This window comes from Paenibacillus lupini (assembly GCF_011761355.1).
GTDB lineage: Bacteria > Bacillota > Bacilli > Paenibacillales > Paenibacillaceae > Pristimantibacillus > Pristimantibacillus lupini.
In genome coordinates, this window is sequence record NZ_JAASRW010000007.1 from 1 (window position 1) to 22,350 (window position 22,350).

Annotated in this window: 25 protein-coding genes; 17 read left to right on the forward strand and 8 right to left on the reverse strand. The window is 41.7% G+C overall.

Annotation, left to right across the window (positions count from 1 at the left end; genetic code table 11):
• The first annotated feature begins 320 nt into the window (after positions 1-320).
• Together FHS17_RS21805 and FHS17_RS21810 are read left to right on the forward strand one after the other, a co-directional pair.
• Positions 321-1,412 (forward strand): FUSC family protein, encoded by a 1,092-nt coding sequence (locus FHS17_RS21805; RefSeq protein ID WP_167280583.1) that lies wholly within the window; start codon positions 321-323, stop codon positions 1,410-1,412.
• A gap of 256 nt (positions 1,413-1,668) precedes the next feature.
• The gene (locus FHS17_RS21810) at positions 1,669-1,938 is read left to right on the forward strand and encodes a hypothetical protein (protein WP_167280584.1); all 270 of its coding nucleotides are present in this window, start codon (positions 1,669-1,671) and stop codon (positions 1,936-1,938) included.
• Positions 1,939-2,129: 191 nt separating this feature from the next.
• On the opposite strand, the gene FHS17_RS21815 is transcribed toward FHS17_RS21810, so the two are convergent.
• Positions 2,130-2,981: an aldo/keto reductase gene (locus tag FHS17_RS21815; RefSeq protein ID WP_167280585.1), complete on the reverse strand. Its 852-nt coding sequence runs from the start codon at positions 2,979-2,981 to the stop codon at positions 2,130-2,132.
• A 170-nt stretch (positions 2,982-3,151) separates the two neighbouring features.
• Here FHS17_RS21815 and FHS17_RS21820 point away from each other — a divergent pair, with 170 nt between their 5' ends.
• The 14 genes from FHS17_RS21820 to FHS17_RS21885 all read left to right on the forward strand — a co-directional run bounded on the left by FHS17_RS21820 (position 3,152) and on the right by FHS17_RS21885 (position 13,741).
• Complete coding sequence (locus FHS17_RS21820) at positions 3,152-3,601, forward strand: MerR family transcriptional regulator (RefSeq protein ID WP_167280586.1); 450 nt, start codon at positions 3,152-3,154, stop codon at positions 3,599-3,601.
• A gap of 180 nt (positions 3,602-3,781) precedes the next feature.
• Positions 3,782-4,246, forward strand: coding sequence for a hypothetical protein (locus FHS17_RS21825; RefSeq protein WP_167280587.1), 465 nt, complete (start codon positions 3,782-3,784; stop codon positions 4,244-4,246).
• Positions 4,247-4,444: 198 nt separating this feature from the next.
• Positions 4,445-4,843: a hypothetical protein gene (locus FHS17_RS21830; RefSeq protein WP_167280588.1), complete on the forward strand. Its 399-nt coding sequence runs from the start codon at positions 4,445-4,447 to the stop codon at positions 4,841-4,843.
• A gap of 240 nt (positions 4,844-5,083) precedes the next feature.
• Positions 5,084-5,488, forward strand: coding sequence for a HEAT repeat domain-containing protein (locus FHS17_RS21835; protein WP_167280589.1), 405 nt, complete (start codon positions 5,084-5,086; stop codon positions 5,486-5,488).
• 146 nt (positions 5,489-5,634) lie between these two features.
• Positions 5,635-5,910 carry a hypothetical protein gene (locus FHS17_RS21840; RefSeq protein WP_167280590.1) on the forward strand — a complete coding sequence of 92 codons (276 nt, stop codon included), beginning with the start codon at positions 5,635-5,637 and terminating at the stop codon, positions 5,908-5,910.
• A gap of 124 nt (positions 5,911-6,034) precedes the next feature.
• On the forward strand, positions 6,035-7,321 hold the full coding sequence (locus tag FHS17_RS21845; RefSeq protein ID WP_167280591.1) for an IS110 family RNA-guided transposase: 1,287 nt from the start codon (positions 6,035-6,037) through the stop codon (positions 7,319-7,321).
• Between the two features lie 615 nt (positions 7,322-7,936).
• Positions 7,937-8,521, forward strand: coding sequence for an imidazoleglycerol-phosphate dehydratase HisB (hisB, locus tag FHS17_RS21850; protein ID WP_167280888.1), 585 nt, complete (start codon positions 7,937-7,939; stop codon positions 8,519-8,521).
• Between the two features lie 316 nt (positions 8,522-8,837).
• Positions 8,838-9,290 carry a hypothetical protein gene (locus FHS17_RS21855; protein ID WP_167280592.1) on the forward strand — a complete coding sequence of 151 codons (453 nt, stop codon included), beginning with the start codon at positions 8,838-8,840 and terminating at the stop codon, positions 9,288-9,290.
• Between the two features lie 65 nt (positions 9,291-9,355).
• The gene (locus FHS17_RS21860; protein ID WP_167280593.1) at positions 9,356-9,574 is read left to right on the forward strand and encodes a DUF7660 family protein; all 219 of its coding nucleotides are present in this window, start codon (positions 9,356-9,358) and stop codon (positions 9,572-9,574) included.
• Positions 9,575-9,776: 202 nt separating this feature from the next.
• Complete coding sequence (locus FHS17_RS21865; RefSeq protein ID WP_167280594.1) at positions 9,777-10,079, forward strand: Imm53 family immunity protein; 303 nt, start codon at positions 9,777-9,779, stop codon at positions 10,077-10,079.
• Between the two features lie 150 nt (positions 10,080-10,229).
• Positions 10,230-10,694 (forward strand): hypothetical protein, encoded by a 465-nt coding sequence (locus FHS17_RS21870; protein WP_167280595.1) that lies wholly within the window; start codon positions 10,230-10,232, stop codon positions 10,692-10,694.
• A gap of 306 nt (positions 10,695-11,000) precedes the next feature.
• Positions 11,001-12,287, forward strand: coding sequence for an IS110 family RNA-guided transposase (locus tag FHS17_RS21875; RefSeq protein WP_167280596.1), 1,287 nt, complete (start codon positions 11,001-11,003; stop codon positions 12,285-12,287).
• Between the two features lie 303 nt (positions 12,288-12,590).
• The gene (locus FHS17_RS21880) at positions 12,591-13,235 is read left to right on the forward strand and encodes an HAD-IA family hydrolase (RefSeq protein ID WP_167280597.1); all 645 of its coding nucleotides are present in this window, start codon (positions 12,591-12,593) and stop codon (positions 13,233-13,235) included.
• A 182-nt stretch (positions 13,236-13,417) separates the two neighbouring features.
• Entirely contained in the window at positions 13,418-13,741 is a 324-nt protein-coding gene (locus FHS17_RS21885; protein ID WP_167280598.1) for a hypothetical protein, read from the forward strand.
• Between the two features lie 557 nt (positions 13,742-14,298).
• Here the strand turns inward: FHS17_RS21885 and FHS17_RS21890 are convergent.
• Both FHS17_RS21890 and FHS17_RS21895 read right to left on the reverse strand, forming a co-directional pair.
• Entirely contained in the window at positions 14,299-15,045 is a 747-nt protein-coding gene (locus FHS17_RS21890) for a MerR family transcriptional regulator (protein ID WP_167280599.1), read from the reverse strand.
• Between the two features lie 294 nt (positions 15,046-15,339).
• Positions 15,340-16,740, reverse strand: coding sequence for an MFS transporter (locus FHS17_RS21895; RefSeq protein ID WP_167280600.1), 1,401 nt, complete (start codon positions 16,738-16,740; stop codon positions 15,340-15,342).
• A gap of 137 nt (positions 16,741-16,877) precedes the next feature.
• Here FHS17_RS21895 and FHS17_RS21900 point away from each other — a divergent pair, with 137 nt between their 5' ends.
• Positions 16,878-17,762, forward strand: a complete 885-nt coding sequence (locus FHS17_RS21900; RefSeq protein WP_167280601.1) for a LysR family transcriptional regulator — start codon at positions 16,878-16,880, stop codon at positions 17,760-17,762.
• A 50-nt stretch (positions 17,763-17,812) separates the two neighbouring features.
• Here the strand turns inward: FHS17_RS21900 and FHS17_RS21905 are convergent, their stop codons facing one another.
• From FHS17_RS21905 to FHS17_RS21925, 5 genes are all read right to left on the reverse strand, one after another.
• Positions 17,813-18,703 carry a tetratricopeptide repeat protein gene (locus FHS17_RS21905; protein ID WP_167280602.1) on the reverse strand — a complete coding sequence of 297 codons (891 nt, stop codon included), beginning with the start codon at positions 18,701-18,703 and terminating at the stop codon, positions 17,813-17,815.
• Positions 18,704-18,727: 24 nt separating this feature from the next.
• A complete protein-coding gene (locus tag FHS17_RS21910; protein ID WP_167280603.1) occupies positions 18,728-19,690 on the reverse strand; it encodes an ATP-binding protein in 963 nt (320 codons plus the stop codon).
• A gap of 44 nt (positions 19,691-19,734) precedes the next feature.
• Positions 19,735-20,832: an aminotransferase class I/II-fold pyridoxal phosphate-dependent enzyme gene (locus tag FHS17_RS21915; protein WP_167280889.1), complete on the reverse strand. Its 1,098-nt coding sequence runs from the start codon at positions 20,830-20,832 to the stop codon at positions 19,735-19,737.
• Complete coding sequence (locus FHS17_RS21920; RefSeq protein ID WP_167280604.1) at positions 20,820-21,536, reverse strand: SDR family oxidoreductase; 717 nt, start codon at positions 21,534-21,536, stop codon at positions 20,820-20,822. Before FHS17_RS21920 ends, FHS17_RS21915 begins: the two co-directional genes overlap by 13 nt.
• Positions 21,537-21,651: 115 nt before the next feature.
• Entirely contained in the window at positions 21,652-22,194 is a 543-nt protein-coding gene (locus FHS17_RS21925; protein ID WP_167280605.1) for a hypothetical protein, read from the reverse strand.
• Positions 22,195-22,350 lie beyond the last annotated feature (156 nt).

Here is a 22,350-nt window from a genome sequence, read left to right on the forward strand (position 1 = left end):
GTGCCTTAAACTTCATGATAGAGCGACCTCCTGATGTGGATTTAAAGGGCTTTTGACCCGTTGCATAATCCCATCGTACCGAGGCGCTCGTTTTTATTCAAACGCCAAATTATTCGTTTTACAGGAATTCTAACGAGGAACTATCAATAAGGCTGCAGCAGATCGGAGGATCTGCTGCAGCCTTATTGAAGTAAAGGGCAGTTAACGACAGAATTTCGTCACTTTACAATTCGTTTAGATCCCTAGCATAATGTGGTGGGAGTCAAAGAATGTCCGGTATTATAATTACCTCAGAATTTAGATTAAGTGGAGGATACATAATGAGTAAAAGTGACCAAGGGAACACAGGCTTAGGATTTATATTGAAAGATACTCTGCAATGGTCAAATGAAGCGCCGATCAATTACCCGCAAGTTATCGCAGGGTTTATCGGGATGGCAGGCTGCATTTCTATAGGATTCTATTTGAATAATTTAATGTTCGGATTATTATCTACTTTTGGTGTAATGATTACAAATGATACTTCGTCTGATGGAACAATCAAGAAACATACAACTGAACTATTTCGTACAATGGCGACAGGGACAATTGCAATATTTATTGGCATAATTATAGCAGGGCACGGCTGGATTACAGGTGGTTTAATTGTAATGATTTCGACATTGGCAGCGCTGCTGGGAGGAATAAGCAGATCTGTTGCAATAGCCAGCGTCCAATTTGTGATACTTTCCATTATTGGTTCAAGTATGGGCGATGGAGGGTTGCATCAGGACATTTTCATAATACCTGCTTATTTTGCAACAGGTTCTTTATTGGGAATAATCGTATCTGTTATTGTGGGATTCCTAAAGAAATCGCGGGATCACAAAGTTTCAGTTCAAAACGCTAAGATTTCTTATAAGCAACGATTTGCACATTGGCGGAGTAAATTAACTCATTTTTCAGGCTGGAAATACACAGTTCGAGTCGCATTATGTATGATAGCGGCACAATCGATAGGGATTGTATTCCATCTTGAACGTTCCTATTGGATCGGCTTAACAGTGGCTATTGTCCTCAAACGTGATTTAGCCTATTCACAAAGACGTATTTTTCAAAGAGGCATAGGTACAGCGGTAGGTGTACTACTCGGAAGCTGTTTGTTGCTGTGGTCTCTGCCGGAATGGAATAGTATAGTCGTTATCGGATTACTTGGTGCGGTTCGCCCTATTTTTAAAAATCGAAGTTATGCGATCTATGCCATGCTTATGACACCGTTAATGTTAATGATGTTCAGTACCGGTAGTCCAGTGACAGCATATTTGTTAGAATATCGATTACTTGATACAATGATTGGCTGCGTACTTGCTTATGTTCTTGGTTTTTATATATGGAAAAAAGCCTCTCAAGGGAACGCTGTTGGGAAAACTTAATCATTCATTTCAAAACGATTATCTGGTAGTCACAAATTAGTCTTGTGGAAGAACAACGCTTGCAGAATTTACACTTACACAAGTCGTTCTTCAGCTAACGGGTAACATTAGCTCAATAAAGACCGAGGCAGCTCACACATAATGAGCTGCCGTTTTCTCAACGAAAGGGCAGATTAGTGGAACAAGTGTATATTTGTTCTGACATTATCCAGAAAAAGGTATAATAAGCATATACAAACTGAAAGGGGGTTATTTGATGAAATACAAACAAGTCCTCTTGTCCGTTATTCTAAACGCTTTCTTAGGCTACTTATGGTTACTGTTCATTCTTTATGTTATTGAATCACTGGACAGCGCAATAATTAAGGCGATTATTATTATTTTAGGTACAACCCTGTTTGGGGAGATTGTTGGTAGAATCGCTCCGTTTCATCAATATAAGTTTACTCATCCCCTTAAATTAGTCAGCTTCTCCTCATGTCTTGTGGTGGTTATTATTGGTGTATTTATGTTCGATATAGTTTAACGGATTGTTAAACTATCTGGAGACTATAGTTCAACAGTCAACAGCGGCAGCAGGCCATCGCGGCGCTGCTCCTTTTTCCATTGAAGTAACGGACAGAATTGTAAAGAAAGGACAGGGAGATTGCCCTGTCCTTTCTTTACAGATGAGGATAAATGCATGAAAATGCATGATGAGATGTACGCTTAATCAGTTTACAGATCGACTTTCCAGTTCCCCATCATCTTGGCGACTTCCGGATCGTGGTACGATAAGAAAAGACTTTTCTGCGTATCAAGAGTGGAAATTTGTTCGATGTCGCCCGTGCTCAATTCAAAATCGAAAATGTTAAAGTTTTCGATGATCCGTTCTTTCTTCACCGACTTCGGAATTACAACGACTCCGTGCTGAACAAGCCAGCGAAGCACGACTTGGGCGACGGACTTGTTGTGTTTTTCTGCGATCGAGGTCAGCACTTCGTTCCCAAACAAGTTGTTAAGTCCTTCAGCCAAAGGCGCCCACGACTGGTGCTGCACTCCCTGCTCTTTCATAAAAGCGGCGCTCTCGATCTGATGGTAAAACGGGTGTGTTTCGACCTGATTGACGGCAGGCACGATCTCGTTATGCACGATAAGGTCCATCAAACGGTCAGGCAGGAAATTGCTGACCCCGATCGCCTTGATTTTGCCTTCACGGTACAACTCTTCCATCGCACGCCAAGCGCCGTAGTAATCGCCGAAAGGCTGGTGAATAAGGTATAAATCCAGATAGTCGAGCTGGAGCTTCTTCAGGGATTTGGCAAATGCAAGCTTGGCACTCTCGTAGCTGGCATCCTGAACCCAAAGCTTGGTTGTGATGAACAACTCCTCACGTGGTATACCGCTGCGCTTGATCGCACGGCCCACCGCTTCCTCATTCAGATAACCGGAGGCAGTATCGATTAGGCGGTAACCAGCCATCAGCGCTTCATATACGGCTTTCTCGCATTCTTCAGCATCAGGAACTTGATAAACCCCGAAGCCGATGATCGGCATTTTGACACCATTGTTTAATGTTACGGCTTGCATTGTAATTCCTCCCAGTGTTTAAATGTATAACAGCAAACGGCGCTCCCCCTAATCGGGCGTTTGCAGAGGGGATTCCAGTTACGCCCCGTTTGCGTTACACTTAGCTTAGTACCTTCGTGTTACACGAAGTCAAGCTGCTTTCATATTTATTTTCCAAGGGGGATTTCACAATGCGTACAGTCAAAGAAGCCGCTCAGATAACGGGACTCACCGAGCACGCAGTACGCTTTTACACGGATAAAGGTCTGGTGCCAAGCCTACAGCGTAATCAAAACAATATTCGGATGTTTGACGATGAATCGATCAACTGGCTGCATGGTATCAAATGCCTCAAGCAATCCGGGATGCCGATTGAAGTTATCAAAATGTACGTTGATCTCTGTCTTGAAGGGGAAACGACCCTCCCGCAACGCTATGCACTCATGATGGAGCATAAAGAGGAGGCAATCGCTAAGCTTGAAGAAGCTAATCAGCATGTTGCCCATTTGGAACAAAAAACCGCCCTATATCAGGCCATTCTGGAGCACCGCTCTCCAGACACGATGAATCCTGGCAACTGGGACAAAATCAAGCATATGCATAGTGACGTATTTTACTCATCTGCTTCACTGAAAGCGTAAGATATCACGTGAGACTTAACCGCTTTGAATCCTACTCGGATTTATATTTTTTATTAGATAGGCAATAAACAAGATTCACATCTGTCAAGTTTGAGCTATTGGGGAACGTTAGCGTGGTGGCAGCCAACTATTGAAGAGCTTATTTCAGGCTTTACGCATTGTTAGAGAGGAGTGGTGAAAATGAAGTGTTTACTCGGAATTATATTGTTATGTGCGATTGTACTTAGCGGGTGTAAAGGGAATAGCAATATTTATTCGGGTATTGAGAAAAATGATATCGAAGAGATTTCTAAAGTCAAAAATATAGAATTTGTTTACGAATACAAAGGGCATACCGATCATTGGGCAGCAGCTTATCACGTATACAAAATGAAAGATAATGATGAACACACTTCGAAACTTGTCTTAAAGTACATTGGAAAGCAGCCAGGACCGACAGGTGAATTAAGTTATGCTTATGATACTGAAGGTGGAGGATCTGGAAGTGGTACTTTGCCCAGTGACCATTCAGAAGCTGGAATTTATTATCTAGGTTCTTCTGGAGGTAATGGCGCCATTGCAGCTCAAAATTCCTTGGTTAAGGTGCAGGTCAATTGGAATGGAAATACAGAAACAATTGAACTGAAACCAGAGATTAATCGTTAAGCTTTAACGTATACTATGTGACTTATTAACAGATATAGAGAAGAAACCTTTGTTGAACTATCTGGGAACTTTAGTTCAATGATTCAGGGTGTAGTTTGCCACCGCGGCAGCTACTCCTTTTTTGCGTTTAGCTATTTTTACTAATTGTCTTGTATAATCAAAATGAAATTATTCTTTGTAGGAGGGGAGGGAAAATTGATGTGGATTCCTTATACTCAAATAAGAAAACATGAACCTGACTTTAGAGTCAGATATAAATTTTTTTCTAAAGAAGAAGGCGGGAGAAAGACCCTTCCACGTCAGGGTTACCGTTCAGATTTCTTTTATGATGGGGACAATCTAAAAGACGGAATTTATATGATACATCCAGAGTTTGAAGATGCTACCGGAAACATTATTTTAGATGATACAACCCCTGTTCCCTTAGAGGGGACAGCAAGGATGTGGATTATTTTCCCTGAAATGCGGAAAAGAGTTCACATAAATAAGTTAAGGAATGGAGTCAAAGGGTACTTTATGGAAGGCTCAAGAAAGGTTGCAACAGCTGAGGTAATTGAGATTCTTGAACTTCATTCAAACGCAGAGTCTCTAAGCTAACTGGGAACATTAGTTCAAAACAAAAACCGGCAGCAGATCACTTATCTGCTGCCGGTTTATTGTTCGAGTAAAAGGTAGGATAGTTCCAATATGTGGTATTATTGAAATAAACTCTTGGTGGTGTTTTATGGATGATTTGTACAAGATAATTCACGATCCAAATAAAGATATTTATCAGAAGCTTGATGAACAGATTGATGCTTTTTGGCAGTGGTCTAAGACAATAAAGCATGAATTTGAGTGGGAAACTACGTATACAACTGGGAACTACTAAATACGACATTTGATATTTTAATCGACACCACAACTTATTATGATTGGGATCAAAGAACAATAAATAATTTGTTATATATTATCGGGAGGGACAATGAGTGTGAATTGCTGGTTCATAAATTGACCGATACCCCGGAAAGTTTACTGTTTCTTGGGAAGCAGGGAGTATCATATCCTGATGCTGAAACCAAATGGCAGCTGGCACACTACCTTTCGCACATCGCATTGATATTGCCGGAAGCAGAAGAGATTATTGTTAAGTATTATGAAGACTCAGACGAGTATGTAAAAAGAAGAGCACTTTTGGCACTAGGTATTATTGAATCAAGTATGCAGAACAATTTGCACTTGAATCTTGGAAGACAGGAATGAAGTATCGAAAACTTGCTGCATTGGAAGTTTTGAAACAGATTAACTCCTTACATTACTCCATTTTATCAGTTAGTATTGATGAATAAAATTGAGCTAACGCAGAAATCTGAGCAAACAGCCAATTCAGTGTATATAAGGGTATCACCATGCGAACTGTTGTAAAGAAATCAGTAATTGTATATGGGATTTTTGGATTACTGATTGGGTTTGGAATGTTTATATATTCGATTAATTCAAATGAATTTACTTTCAGTATAGGAAGTAATGCAGTTAAAGGATACAAGGGCGGATTAATATCAATTTTATTCATGCCAGTTATCATGGCATTAGTTGGTGCAGGTCACGGTGTTATGCTCTGGTTCCCGATTGCTTACATTTATCGGAAGTTAAAAAACAAAAGTAAAAGTTTTAAAGAAATCTAATGTCATTCATTAAGGATTGATTGAGCTAAACATTCCTGTAGAGCTTAAGAAATGAGCTTTGAAAAAAAGGGAGCGCCTCGTTATGATGGGTTTGTCGACAACACATCAAGGAGGCGCTCTTATTATGAAGTTTAAGCAAACTGATGCACAAAATCAACGGATTGAACAGATTACCACCTCACATCTTGTCATCGGGATCGACATGGCCAAAGAAACGCACGTTGCTCAGGCTACTAATTTCAGGGGAATCGTCGTTTCTAAACGGCATCTATCATTCTCGAATTCCATTGAAGGGTTTGAAAAATTGAACCGATGGATGAATGAATTACAGCAGAAATATCGATTAAAGAAGCTCATTATCGGCATGGAACCAACGGGTCACTACTGGTTTAATTTAGCCAACTGGTTATCAGATAAAGGCGTACATGTGGTCATGGTAAATCCAGCCACGACCAAGAGAAATAAAGAAAACAGGGATAACAGCCCATCGAAGAATGACCCTAAAGATGCTCTTGTCATAGCAGACACAGTGAGCCGAGGATTCTACTATGAGTACACACGTCAATCACTTGTGTTTCAACGAATTAAGACAATAATGAGTGATCGGGAGTTCTGGGTGACTAATAGTGTACGGCTACAGAATCGGATTGTACGTTGGCTGGACATTCGGTTTCCCGAATATCCTTCTGTATTCAAAGACTGGACTTGTAAGCGATCATTGGCAACTCTCAAAACTTTTCCATGCCCACATGATCTGGAGAACTATAGAGTACTGGATGTCATTGAGGCCTGGAGAATGCATATGCAGCGAGCCGGGGGCTCAACAGGGCTCGAAAAGGCTGCGCAACTTATTGCACGAGCGAAATGTAGTGTCGGAGAACAAGCCGCAGCAGAAGAAGCAAAAGCAGATTTAAGACGGCTCATTGAAGAATTTGAGCGTGTAACTGCGATGCTGGAACAGATTGAAAGGGACATCGAAGTACTGCTTTCAGAGATTCCTATGGCGCAGCAACTTCGTACCATAAAGGGACTTGGAAAGATCTTCACGGCGGCTATTTTAGCTGGTACTGGGGACCTAAGGCAGTATGCGCATGGACGTCAGGTAATGCGTAAGGCTGGTCTGAATCTGGCTGAAAGTTCATCTGGAAGGCGGAAAGGTCAAATTGTTCTCTCAAAGCGAGGAGACTCTGCCTTACGAAAATATCTCTATCTTGCAACTGTTCAACTCGTGTGGAATAACCCTGTTTTCCGCCATCTGCATGAGCATAATGTGCAAGAAAAGAAAATGAAAAAGCAGCAATCCATATTTAAGCTCATAGGAAAGCTGGCAAGAGTTCTAGTTGGTATTGTTCAACGAGGAGAAAAGTTCACGCCAGAAAAAACCGTCTTGACCTGGTCAGAAGCAGCTTAAATTAAGAAGTAATCACGTATATTGACTCATTCGCGGGATTTCACAAAGAAAGCACGGAGGACCGAATTCGTCTCCCTTAAGGGCTATGACCCATCCGCTAAACGCTATCGGTCTCCACACCTTGGACAGGTATAACGAAGGAATGTAAGGGCATTGACCCGTTGAGTTGTGGGAGGGTGAACCTCCAAGGATTGTGTGGGGTATGCGTGCAGTAGAAACAGTCTGGGGAATATTTTCCTGAGTCTTCCTCTATTTCCGCATGCCCAGCCAACCACCTCATGCGGCATCGTCTGCGTTGTTTCCTGAGATGGACATGATCCAAGGTGACGAAATCCTGCGAATGAGTGAGTATATGTGAGATAAACCATTAAAAACGAGGGATGGGAGACGTTAGTTCAGCAACACGACGGCAGCCGGCGCATTACGTCTGGTTGCTTTTTTTATTAAGCTAAAGGGCAGATTAACATGGCAACTGACTTACAAAACTTTACACAAACGCTTTATTGCGATAATATATTAGAGAAGTAAAGCGATAAAGGATTTGGTCTGTATAATCGACTTCACTTAGACAGCAATGTCAAAAAACAAAACCTATTTTGAAGGGAGTTTCTTATGGTGAGAGAAGCATTAATTAACAGAAAAACAAAAGAAACAGAAATTAAACTGGAGCTAAATCTCGATGAATATACTGAAGGCAAAATCAACACTGGAATTGGATTCTTTAACCATATGCTCACGCTATTTGCTTTTAGGGCAGGAATAAAATTAAATGTGGATTGCAAAGGTGATTTAGAGATAGATGGGCATCACACGGTTGAGGACATTGGAATATGCTTGGGACAAGCAATCAAAAAGGCTATAGGAGATAAAAAAGGAATAAACCGTTATGGTAGTTCGCGTATACCTATGGACGAGAGCTTAGCATTAGTGGATTTGAGTATATCTAATCGCTCTTTTTTAGTGTTTAACGTGGAAATGCCTTCAGCTCGAGTAGGCGAGTTTGAAACTGAATTAACGGAAGAGTTTTTTGTCGCAGTAGCGAATAATAGCGGGATAACCATTCACATCAATTTGGAATACGGCAAAAATACACATCATATAAATGAGGCGATTTTCGTGGCATTCGGCGATGCGTTGAAGAAAGCAATTAGGATAACAAGCGATATTATTCCATCTACGAAGGGTACGTTATCTTTATGAACAATATATCTATAGATGTTTAGTGTGTTAAAAATATATAGGGTATGATTTTGTGACATCTGATGATTACGCTAACGATGAACGTTAATTCAAACGATATAGGGAGCAGTTTGCCTAGCGGCAGCTGCTCTATTTTTATAAAGCTAATGGGCAAGATAGTTCCAATATATGGTATTATTAGAGATGACATAATACTATGGTGGATGTTTAAATTAGCAAGGGAAAATCTTTATAAGTTAGGTTTTAGATAAGATAAATTATAATATACACATCAGAGAAACCATCATATCTATGATAAAAACAGGAGAAAATATGGATGCTAGTTAACAAACGATTAGAATTAATACGCAGAAAAATATCCTTAATGGAAGCCAAAAAAATTTTGGAAAACTTTCAAACCATGAACTTAATAAATGTAGAAGATACTAATTCAATATGGGTAGAGGGATTTCAGCCCTTGTTAAGAGAAACCCGAAAATACGAATCTGTTCCTACTAACAGTATTAATAAGGATCAAGAAGTGGATTTTCTTGAATGGATTAAAGAACAATTAACATTTTTGAAAGATATAAATGAATGGCTTATTGCTGTACCTAATGTTAATGATCCTGTTTGGGCAAGCGTATTGGTAAATGACAGCAGCGCGGCTATTACTGAACTTTGGACTAAATCGGAAAATCATGAATTTGTAATAGCTATTAAGTCAATCAAACAAATTGCTGTAATCTATAATGAAGAACATGTATTCGAGGTTCATGTAAAAAAATAAAAGAAATTGAATGACGATTTAAAGAGGAACTTTACCTGATATGAAAAAGGGAGGACCTGAATAGTATGGGCCCAAATGATGTATTCACAAAAGAAGATTTTGTGAAATTCCTAAATACCTTGAGACATGATTTAACTTATAATGCTGATAGCTGGGAGAACCAAACACTTGAAGATTTTTTGGAAGCTATGGAAGCATGGCTAACAGATTCAGAATCCGTTACTAATACTCCAAGCTGGAATATATTTGCAACCTCATTATTAGCCGGGAAAGCATACGAATGAGCAATTTAACTTAAGTACTATCTGGAACACAATCCTATGAGACCATAAGCACAGGTTAATAAGCTCTAACGGGACACGTAGCTCAAAACAAACACTAACACAGTTGCCGACAAGAATCGGTAGTTTTTTCTTATTGAAGTAATGAGCATTTAAGGATAAGAAAATTACCGTCCACGTTTAATACCTAAGGAGGATAAAGAAAGTGGATGTATTAGTATGGATTCAGAATTGGTTTGAGCAGAACTGCAATGGAGATTGGGAGCATTTATATGGTATCAAAATTGAGACAGTTGATAATCCAGGGTGGTCAGTAGAAATTAATTTGTCGGATACTTACTTAGAGAAAAAACGTTTTAATTCTATAGAAGTTAATACAGAAGAGGATGATTGGTTCTTCTGTATTGTTAGAGATGGAGTATTTACTGGTGCTGGTGGGGTTAAGAACCTAAGTGAGATATTGAACATTTTTAAACAATGGGCATCAGATAATGAGGAAACTCGTTAAGCTAACTGGGAACGTTAGTTCCAGAAGGAGTTCTTCATCGTGGCAGTTGCTCCTTTGCTCGTTAAAGTAACGAGGTAGTAGAACTTAAAGCTAACTATTTACCTTCTGAAGAAAAATGGAGATATTTCGTTACTAGATGGAGGATAACCTTTGATCATAGAAAGAACTGAGGTTAAAGTAGGTACATTACAACTAACTGTAGTGCATTTGAAGCAAAAAGATATCGGAATCACTGTGAGAGAAGAGTTAGGGCATTTTTTACTAATTGATGCAAATGATTCTCCAGAAATGTTTTTGATGTCTAGTTTATTCAAGCATGTAAATGACACAAATGATGTAGTTTTTCTTCAACGCGAAAATCAGTTTAATGCTGATCTTGTTATTTTTAATGGAGCAGTTAACCCATTGGGGAGAAAAATGATTAAGGAAATAAAATCAATTATTAATCATAATAAGCCAAGAAAATTCGAGTTAGCAGTGATTAGGAATCACGATGAAGCAATATGGGATAAATGGGAGAGCTGGAAGTATGAGAAACAACTGAAAATACATGCTGATAGTCATTTAGCTATGTTGAACACATCTAAACTGGGTTTTGAATTTGTTGATGCATAAATGTGCTTATTTAGCTGTTTCTTTTATTGGGCATTCACATTTTGACTGGTACTCAACGACTGACTCAATTGAACTTATTGTCAGAAATATAGCTCAAAATGATTGAGTTAACGGGGAACTATAGTTCAATCAATAAGGCTGCAGCAGATCAGAGGATCCGCTGCAGCCTTATTGAAGTAAAGGGCAGCATTCCTATTATGAAGAAATACGAGATTTGAGAAACAAAAAGACTCCTTGGTATGATGTATGTGGGTCCCAGATGCTGGCCAGCGACCGGATCCAAATACAAACCAAGGAGAGTACAAAATGAATTCTACTCAAAATGAACGCATTAATCAAATCACTTCTTCTACATTAATTGTCGGTGTCGACATCGCAAAATTCAAACATGTGGCCCGAGCACAAGACTACCGCGGAGTTGAACTCGGGAGGACAATTACGTTTGAAAATAACCGAGAGGGCTTTGAATTGTTCGTTTGCTGGTTTCATAAGATTGCAACGGAGCAAGGGTTTAAGGATGTCGTAGTTGGCATGGAACCGACTGGCCATTACTGGCTGAATCTCGCGTATTTCCTACGAGAACAACAAGTTTTATGCGTCGTGGTTAATCCGTTACACGTGAAGAAAAGCAAAGAATTGGATGACAATTCGCCGACCAAGAACGACATTAAAGATGCCAAAGTCATCGCACAGCTCGTCAAAGACGGAAGATACGCCGTACCTAATCTGCCCCAAGGCATCTATGCCGAACTAAGGGAAGCGATGAAAATTCGCGATCATCTGTCGACCGACCTGCGTGTGGTGCAAGGCCGCGTTCATAATTGGTTGGATCGGTACTTTCCTGAGTTTCTCACGGTGTTTAAGGATTGGGAATGCAAGTCTGCACGCCAGATGCTCGGTCTTTGTTTGTTGCCGCATGAGCTGGTTACTCAGTCAGAGGAATCTCTGCTGAGGCATCTCAGAGAAGTTGCCAAACGAGGTCTGGGAATAGAACGTATGAGATGTCTGAAAGCAGCAGCAAGCCGTTCCGTTGGCATACGAGAAGGTACAGAACTAGCAAGAATCGAGCTCAAGCTGCTATTAACACAATATGAATTGCTTGAAAGTAAGTTTGAAGAGCTAGAGGCAAAGCTGGATGAGCTCCTGGAGCAAATCCCTCATGTGAAGAAATTAATGGCCATTAAAGGCATAGGCCGAGATAGCATAGCTGGATTTCTGGCTGAAGTTGGCGACATTGAGCGTTACCGTCATCCTAAGCAAATCATAAGGCTGGCAGGATTGAACTTAAAAGAAAACACGTCCGGTAAACACAAGGGGCAGACAAAGATCACCAAGCGTGGTCGAAAGCGATTACGGGCACTGCTATTTCGTGTCATGATGCCACTAGTGGCAAAGAATCGTGCTTTTAAGGAATTGCATCAGTACTACACAAAACGGCCAACCAACCCGTTGAAAAAAATGCAGTCGCTCATTGCGCTTTGCGGTAAGCTGATTCGAATTCTCTTTTGTGTCTTGAAGAAGGGACGTCAGTTTAGTGAAGAAAGGATGTTACAGGATATCCCGCGATTTAAGGTAGTGTCGTTAGCAGCTTAGATTCACGTTTTTCATAGAAGACGGACGCAAATACAAAGTTACAGACAAATGAAGCACGGATGAGTCGGAACAAAACTAACATACGGACGAAGATCCTGTCGGGCAGCATATCCGACCTCCACCTCATGGACAGGTTGAATGAAGGAATGTGGGAGCGTAGACTCTGTGAGACATGGGAGGGTTGACCGCCATGAGCCTAAGATATTCAAACAAATGTTTACGAAAAATGGGAAATCAGGCTATAATTGATTTATCTCAATAAAGCAGTAACTTGTTAGAGTAATAAAGTATGGGGTGATGTATGTGATTGAAGTTGTTATATTTGATTTTGATGGTTTGATACGAGATACAGAAACATTTGAATTTTTTTCATTTCAAGAAGTCTTTAGACTACATGATATTGAACTCCCGTTAGAATTATATAGCAAAAGAATAGGCGGTCATATGAATGCCTTTGACCCGTATTCCTATTTGCAAGATTGTATTGGGAGACCAATCAATCGTGAAGAATTGAGAATGTTAAGAAGACAAAAATACGACATGTTGATTCAAAATGAAAAAGAGCGTCCAGGTGTTGTGAATTATTTAAATTCAGCAAAAAACCTGGGTTTGAAAATTGGACTAGCCTCTAGTGCTCCCTATGATTGGGTTATGCCGAATTTAGAAGAATTAAATCTTGTTGGATATTTTGACTGTATCCGAACTCACGAAGATGTTAAAAATGTGAAGCCAGACCCAGAGCTTTATTTAAATGTATTAGATTATTTTGGCGTTAACTCACAAAATGCCATAGCTTTTGAAGATTCCCCGAACGGGGCTAAAGCCGCAAGAGCAGCAGGAATGCACACCGTCATTGTTCCGAATGAACTAACCAAAGGTTTATTCTTCGATGATTACAGTATGTTAGAACTTGAGTTTGAACGGTTAATACAAACTTTAAATTCCTAATTAGATTAGGTCGCCATTCAGCTAACAGGGAACGTTAGTTCAGCCATCCAGGAGCAGTTTGTCACAACGGCAGCTGCTCTATTTTTATTCAGCTAAAGGGCAGGGTAGTTCCAATATCTGGTTGAATAACTTATAAGAATTACACTTGCTACCGGCTTTTCATTTCTAAGGAGGTTGTTAACATGGATGACATGCTTAGAGAAACTATTGAAAACTATGCTAAAAATAAGTTGTCTGAAAATCAAATGGTCGACATGTTTCAACGATTAAATCTTGAGGAATCGTTTGCTGTCCGTGAGAGATATATAAAGCATTTTTCAAAAAATCAGCAGCAGCTTATAGACTACAGGAACGACCAGGAATCGTCCGTTCAATTATGGAATACTTTTGATAGCCCCGCAAAGTTGATCGATGTTAACCAAATGATCAATGCATTTCCTTTATCTAGTAACTTGTACATGTTTTTCGATTACGATTACCGGAACCAATCTAACGACACCATATAAAACCTTGTATAATATGAGTTTACATCGTTTTACTGACATATGTATAAAATACGGGTTTTGTGAAAAAGTAGTATCAAATAAGACCAGGATAAAAGTGCTTCTGGTCAATTTGGTTGATTTTGCTCTTTTTCGTTGATTTTGCTTTAAGCTCTCATATTCGCATTCATGCTTCATTATGTTGCTTCAATTTCATTTCTCTTGCTGTTTAAATCTAATTTCGCGGTTCACAGTTTCACATTTTAATGATTATCAGATTAGCTGATCTGCAGCTAATTCTACAGTTGATCATTTGTACAGCTGATTTCATGGATTGCACGAATTTCAATCAGCTGGTTAATCGGTTAATTCATTTTAATTTTTTTTCGGCTGATGAATCTTAATTCCAATCCGTAGTAAATTCTTTACCATGATCATAACGAATTATTCTTTACACAGTTATCTTAAACAAACTTATTTAAGCTCATTAATCTTTTTCATACAAAAAACCAAGCAAATCATACTCAATTTGCCTGGTTTTTCATTATTAATGAAAGCGTTTACACATATTATTCATTCCTTTAACTCTCCATATAAGCCTCCGCGGCCGCTGCTAGATAATAAGCCAATCCTGTTTGCTGGCCTTCCAGCATGGCAAGGTGAAAATCATCGCTTAAGAAAAATCGAGTTTGCACAACATAATCTTCGGCCGAAATAGAATGACCGTGCTCTTTCATAAAAGCAAGGTGATTACTAATAAGAGTTCTAACCCTGCTATCATGATGCTTGACACCACTTTTCAAGCAATCCGCTATTTCATTCATGAAAGTCATAGCTTCTAGAGCTTGCTCATTCATACTTGGTACTTCCGCTTCCTTGATCTCGAACGGCTCGATGCCGTAGGTCTCCTGCAAATGATTATTATGATCGCGCAGTGCTTCGTTCCATTGTTCCTCGTTATGAAAGCCGGCAAATAATTGTTTATTGTCCATGGGTATTCCTTTCTTTATCGCACTGATGGAGGCATCTATGGTTTGTAAGATCGTATCCAGTCTCTGAGCCCGACCAATAAGTAAGTCCTGTTGCTGCTGAAGAATAGTCAGCCTATCGAGATCTGAACCTAATAATTCTTTTATCTGATCTAGTGAGATCTCTAACTCTCGGTAAAAGAGAATTTCCTGCAGCCTTTCCAGTTCTTTCATTCCATACAATCGATACCCGGCATCGCTGATTTCATAAGGCATAAGCAATCCGATTTTGTGATAATGATGCAGCGTCTTGATCGTCACATGAGACATTTCTGAGACATCTTTTACCGTATAAAACATAAATCCTCCTCCTAAATGATCTTGTTCGGAATATTCGTACCGGCCGGTCACATATTGAAGTTTATAGTCTCCCCTAAGGGGAGAGTCAATCCTCCTCTATAAAAACTTGGGCTGCGCTCGTTAAACTTATATATTTTCCAATCCATCATGTTTTTCGCCGTGTTTTAACCGTCCATCTTCGGCTTTGGGTGATTATGGCAATCCATTCAGCAGCGACATTGCTGCCTGGATGACTTAAAAAACCGGATCGATCTCTCACAAGAGAATCGATCCGGTTTTATCATCTATTTTATTTTATTGCCTTCCCATAACTTGAGCTGCAGCATCAGCCTTCTTCCTGCTGACAAAGACCCTTCGATAGAGAAGCAGAATTCCGACATGGATAATGGCCAAGACCAGATACAGATTACTAAAAACGTAGGAAGCTTCGTTCGAATGCCATGGAATCCAGCTCACATCTGCGCCATCATCCATGATTTTTCCATAGATCCCCGTTGATATCGCCCCCGCGAGGAAGTTACATAGCGTCATAAGCCCCATCCCAACGCCAATCTGATCCTTCGGAATGCTGCGCGAGATTGTATTCGAGAGTGCAATCTGCATGAACATTTGGCCAACATTGCCAAGGGTGAAAATAAAACCGATTATAACAGCCGGACTTCCTATGAATAACGATAACAAAAGGAAACAGCTGAAAAGTAACAGAGAAGCTGTATGGTACACAAAAGAATTACCCTTTGTATCTGCCAATTTGCCGACTTTTCGGCCGAGATAAGCAGATACGCAAGCACCAGGTACCATGACGAAACCGACCCATCCTGGCTCTAACTGATTAATATCCGACAATAACTGAGGCGTCAGGAAAGGCAAGGCATAACTGACACTCATCACAAGCGCCGCGATTGTTAATCCCGTTAAATAAACACGATCTTTCATGAGTGCCCTTGAAACAAATGGATCAGAAGCCATCCGAATCCGCAGAGAGAAGCCTAAGAGCAACAACGCGCTTCCGGCTCCCAGCCACCTATTACTTTGTGTAATGGCAAGAAGCAGCAAAGCTACTGTACCCGCCAGAAGACCTCCACCAAGCCAATCGATGCTTCCTCCTGCTCTAATTTCCGTGTTGAGATATTTTCGATAATACGGCAGCGTAATCAGAATAAGTAAAGGTATAGCGAACAACCACCGCCAATGAACAAACGATACGAGCAGCGAAGACACGATTGGACCAACGGCATTTCCTAGTGCTAGTCCGGTGGCCGAGATTCCAAGCGCATGACCTCTTCTCTCTGGTGGAAAGAAGCGGACAGGAATTAACATGGCTAAAGCCGGGATGACAGCCGCTCCGACTGCTTGCAGGATTCTTGCCATCAGCACAAATGCGTAGGATCCAGCGAACAACCCAAGTAATGAGCCGGATGCGAATACGAGTAATCCGAAGGTAATCAGATTTTTGGCTTGATAACGGTCAAGCAGCTTGCCGTAGAGCACAGAGCCAACTGCGTATATAAGCAAGTATGAGGTGGATACCCAACTGACCTGAGCAACTGACAGGTCATAGTCCACTCGAATCTCCGGAAGAACGATATTGAACACCGTAGCGCTCATCGAGGACAGAATCAATGTGAACGCAAGAAGTTTAATTAATAGGTTCCCATTCAGAGGTTGAGTGGAATCCGTTTGTTCGACAGCCATAGTGATCTCCCTCCTATTTATCTTTACACTTACCAATATACCCCTCCGAATCGATAAATGATAATATATATTTATGTATGTTATTATATACTCAGGTATATGGAAAAAGTTCAATATAAGGCTTGGAGGCCGATATTATGGAACTGCTGCAGCTTCAATATTTTCGCACGGTTGCCAGACATGAGCACATGACAAGAGCAGCCGAGGAGCTTCGAATCGCGCAGCCAGCGCTTAGTAAGACAATCTCTCGTCTCGAAGAGGATGTTGGTGTCCCTTTGTTTGATCGGCAAAACCGGCAGATCCGCTTGAATCGATTCGGCCGAGCATTCCTGCAGCAGGTTGAGATTGCACTGGGAGCTCTTGATGAAGGACGGCGCGAATTGGTGGATATGTTAGACACGGAGCAAGGAACCATAAGACTTGCCACACCAACGCTTAGTCGTCTCTCCTCCTCTATAAGCGAATTCCGTAAGGTTAATCCAGAGATCCTGTTTCGCGTGGTTCAGATCCCTCCTGCAGCTTCTAACGATATGATCTCTCTTCTAGAGCGCGGCGATGTTGATCTCTGCTTCATTGCTGCTTCCTTGAATCAATCCTGGATTCGAGAACAAATCGTATTGAAGGCAGAAGTTAACCTTGCCGTTCCAATGACACATCGATTAGCTGGAAGAGAAAATATCACATTAGCCGAAGCTGCGAATGAAGCTTTTATCGAATATCATACCGAGCATCCTTTCCGTCATATCAATAATGCTTATTGCGATGCTGCTGGTATCACTAGGAATGTTATTTGCGAAGTGGATGAGCCATCGGCTTTATGGAGCTTAGTACAAGCGGGACTCGGGGTTGCCTTCGTTCCTCATAACACAAACGAAGATCCGAACGTTAAGCTGCTCAGTATTGAGTCGCCATTCTGTGAACGCGAGTTCTCAATCGCCTGGAATGAGAAGCGATATTTGCCTCGAGCAGCTAAGCAGTACTTGGAGTTCTTAGGCTCTTATTTTCATCCCGAATCAAAATAAATAAAAAATCGGATCGAACTCCTGAGAGTATCGATCCGGTATATCTATCATTAGCTTCTTCGCCTGCGCCAGCCAAACACACGAACATGAATAATAGCTTTTGTCGACCAATGGGCTAGAATATGAAGGGCAATAAACACCAGAACCAGCGGCTTAAAGAGCAGCCAGCAAACCGCCCACCCGACAAAAATTTGCCAAGGCTTCATTTTACGGAATAATTTATTAGGCCATAAACAGATCCGATAGAGTAAAAATTGATGCTGAAGCGACTCCAAATATTCATTCTGATACTGCTTGTCATCGGGATTTAAACGTACCGCACTACGCATATACGTCTCTTGAAGCTTATAATCACCACGTCTAGCTGCTGCCCAGGCTAGATACATCAGAACATCGGGCTGCTCGGCATCATAGCGGATAGCCTGACGGTCCAGCTCTTTGGATACCTCATCATTGCCTAACAAAGCTTCAATGTAACAAAGAATAGCCAGATAAATCGGCTTCTCCGGCTCGAGATCCAGTGCGATCTCCATTTGTGCTTTGGCATGAGCATGCTTGCCTTTTTTCACATGCTGGTTTGCCTTCAAGAAGTAATAATGAGCTTCATAAGGGTCAATCCGCAGCGCTTCTGATACGGCTTCGTTAAATGCCGTTTCGTTATCTGCTTCATAATAAGCCGAGACACGGACATACCATCCCAGATGATTCTCAGGATCTCTTCTCAAAGCTTCATTCACCCAATGTATCGCTTTCTCCTTATCACCCATAAGTAAGAAAATCTGACCGTATAAGGCATAAGGATCCGGATCATGAGGGTCTTCACGTAACAGCTTTTCCGTCTCAACAAGTGCTTCCTTATATCGCTTCCAATAAATCAGCTGATAGATAGACGTATATGCTGTCGCAGACGATGGGGTTATCGTATCTTCTGTATCTTCCACAAGACAGTCCTCCCGCCTATAAAACTATTTGATACCATGCTTCTTCGCATAATCAAGTACGATCTGATAATCACCATTCACATCACTGAATGTGGCATAGTTTCTTGCTGTAGAGAACCATTCTACCGTCGTGGCCTTCCGGCCTTTAATAGACTTCCTCAGATCATCCTGCGTGATCGGCTGAATCTCTCCAGTCTCGAATGTACGCTCCATAGCCGAATCAACGGCATCTGCCACAACCTGCTCGAGGTCCGCGCCCGAGAATAGCTTTGTCTCGCCAGCCAGCTTAGATAGATTTAAACTATTAGTAGGCTTACCCGCAAGCTTCAACTGCAGAATGGTATTCCGTTCTTCCTCTTCTGGAGGTGGTACGAACACGAGATGGTTGAACCGTCCTGGCCGCCGCAAAGCGGAATCCAGATACCATGGTGTATTCGTCGCACCGATGACAAACACATTATCATTTGCAGACTGCAGCCCATCAAGCTCCGTAAGAAGCTGATTGACGAGCATCCGCTCATGATGCTGCCTCATCTGATGACGGCTTCCCCCCATCGCATCAAGCTCATCAATAAAGATCACGCATGGCTTGTTGTCCCGGGCCTTCTGGAATACATCATGCAAATTATGCTCGCTTTGTCCAACATACATCGATAGGATTGCCTGCAGCTCAATATGAATAAAATTCGCGTCAATTTCTCCAGCAACAGCACGCGCTAAGAATGTTTTCCCACATCCTGGAGGTCCAAACAGCAGCAAGCTTCCGCCGGCTTCCTTGCCATACGCCTTAAAGATTTCCGGCTGCTTCAGCGGAAGAATGAAGTTCATACGAATCTTCTTTTTCACATCTTCCAGCCCGCCAACATCCTCGAAGGTTTCCTTTGGCTTTTCCGATTCGATCAAGGACTGATCATCTTTGTTAAACTGAATAAGCTTCAATTTATTACGTCGTCTTTCCGCTAACTCATCCTGATCAAAATCCGACATATCGATTCCTCCTCAACCACGCTATAACGAAAATTTTATCATGTTTATGCGATAATTTGTTTTATTTTCTGGTTAAGCAGTGTGAAAGCTTGTCCCAGCTGCTCCTTCGGAATATCTGCATAGCGGTCCCCAAGACTTACTTCATAGTACGAACTACCTTCTCCAAAATCCCGCACATTGCCGGTCAAGCCAACTCCCGTTTCTTCAAACACCGGGATGAGAAGCTTTTCGAACGATTCCTTTGGCAGCTCAATATGCACATGGAACATATTCGACACCGGAACAACGGGTCTCGTCGTAATCCCATCGCAGTCATTGTACATTGCAGCCAGTTCAATCGCATCGTGATAGTACTGCTCCATCTTCGGCAGCCGCTCATCAAAGGCTTGGTCTGCACTTATAATATAAGGGTAAAGACTGATCAGATCCCCGCCTTGGCGCCGTTTCCAGATCTTCGATTGAGTCATGAACGCTTCCTCGCCAGCAAGAATAGCCCCTGCGATACCACCGATTCCTTTGTAAAAGGAAACATATACGCTGTCAAACAAGCTGCAGATTTCTGCTGCGGTTTTCCCGTAATACGGCAATATCTCATACAATCTAGCTCCGTCAAGATGCAGCTTAATGCCTTTCGCTTTGCAATGTGCAGCAATCGCTTCAAGCTCCTCATAAGCAGGCAATTGACCGCCAATCTCCCGTTGAGGCAGCTCAAGCAAGAGACATGCGATATCTTCCTTCATTTGCAGCACATCTTCGAGCGTAATTAAGCTATTCTTATCTGCAAGAAGCACCGGCTCGATCTGATGCAGCTCTCTCAAGCCATTCTGTTCATGGATCTCCAAATGACACAAAGGATGATAGGCAATCTTACGAATCCCTTTCTCATCACACCACATACGAAGAGCAATTTGCTGTGCCATTGTGCCGCTTGGGAAAAATACCGCCGAAGGCTTGCCCAGATATGCTGCTATTTTGGCCTGGAAATCCTCAATGACTTTCCCTGTGCCATATATATCGCTATCGATTGTGCCATCTAGTTCATCGAAGGCATCCTTCAATACTTGAATATCTCGTTTACCATGTCCTACAACCGGGTAAGTCGTTTTGTTAAAGGCTTCTAGAAGTGTGTTTACCAATTTAATTTCCTACCTTCATAATCTACATATTCGCATTCCATAACGTCTGTTGTCAGTGCTGTAAGTATAACGTTCGTAATACCAGCTGCGGATTGTGCCGGTGTGAGCTCAGCAGCCTCATCAAGCTTCCCTTGCATATGAGTCTTCACCCAGCCCGGATGAATAACAAGCACACGTCCGCCATGCGGCTTCAGGCCATTATGAATGAGCTTCGACTGCATATTAACGGCAGCTTTGGACATACAGTACGCATACCAGGCATCACGCCAGCAATCGGCAATACTTCCTGCTTCCGATGAAATATTGGCAATCAGCTTCGAGTCACTTTGCAGCAGCAGTGGCGTGAAAGCTTGGCTCATACGCAGGCTGCCTAAGGCATTGACATTAAAGACATTCAGCATTTCTTCATACTGAAGCTCATCAAGAATGGTATTTCTAATATCTCCCAATATCGCTGCGTTATTTATAAGAACATCCAGTTTATCCGTCAAGGATGCCACCACATCATAAGCTTGCTTCACACTAGCCTCATTCGACACATCCAGAGGAAAGATGGTAAGACGATCTCCAAATTCCTGCTGAAGTTCCTGTAATCCAGAGCTTTCGGAATATTGTCCAGCGAATACCTGGTGTCCACCTCTTAGCCATTCCGCAGTCAGAGCAAGACCAACCCCGCGGTCCGCACCAGTTACAACGATCGCTTTGCTCATCTATTTCCCATTCCCCTCTCTCCAATGCACCTCACATCATTTTAACATGAAATCGATTACGAAGCATCGCAGCACAAAAAGACCGTTGTCTGGTTGGACAACGGCCTCTCCTCTGTTACTCGTCTTCCTCTTCTTTACTTTCAGGCTCTGAAGCCTCGAAAGAATTCTCTGCCTCCGCTTCATGGGCAGCGGCAATCTTGAGCCGGTACAGCTCGCGATAATTTTGCAGCAGAGTCGTTTCCTGCTCATGAATAAGTGCGGTAAGCTGCTCGATTCGCATTTCAAGATACAAGCCTTGTTCCACAATCTCTTCATCTTCAATCGAAGGCTCGTAGATTAGTGTTTTACTGCAGCCAAAGGTTGATTCTGCCCAATGATTAGCATCTTCCTTACTGCTATGCTTATAAACTTCTACATACGTTTCAAATAACGCATTAACGGCTTTTCTACAGTCCCAGCCTAGAATCACTAGACTTTCCTTGGCTTTGTTCACCGCAAGCATAAGCTGGAAGTCATTGAGCTTACCCCGTTCAGCTTCTACTCGGTCAATCTCCGCTACGAATGTCGGATATGCGCGGCAAAATAATGCGGCAGCAGCGAAAAATTCCTCTTGCGGAATGTTCGTATCATCCTTCAGCGATTTGGAACCTTGCTCCATTTTGTCGTCATTCCCCTCTTGCCATACTTACTACTCCGGATTTACAACCCGATTCTAAAAGTATATGTAACAACGGGGTTTGAATCAAGCATTGACTCGATATGACATTACAATCGGATTCGTTTATAATAGACAAGATCGATGTACATAGAAAGC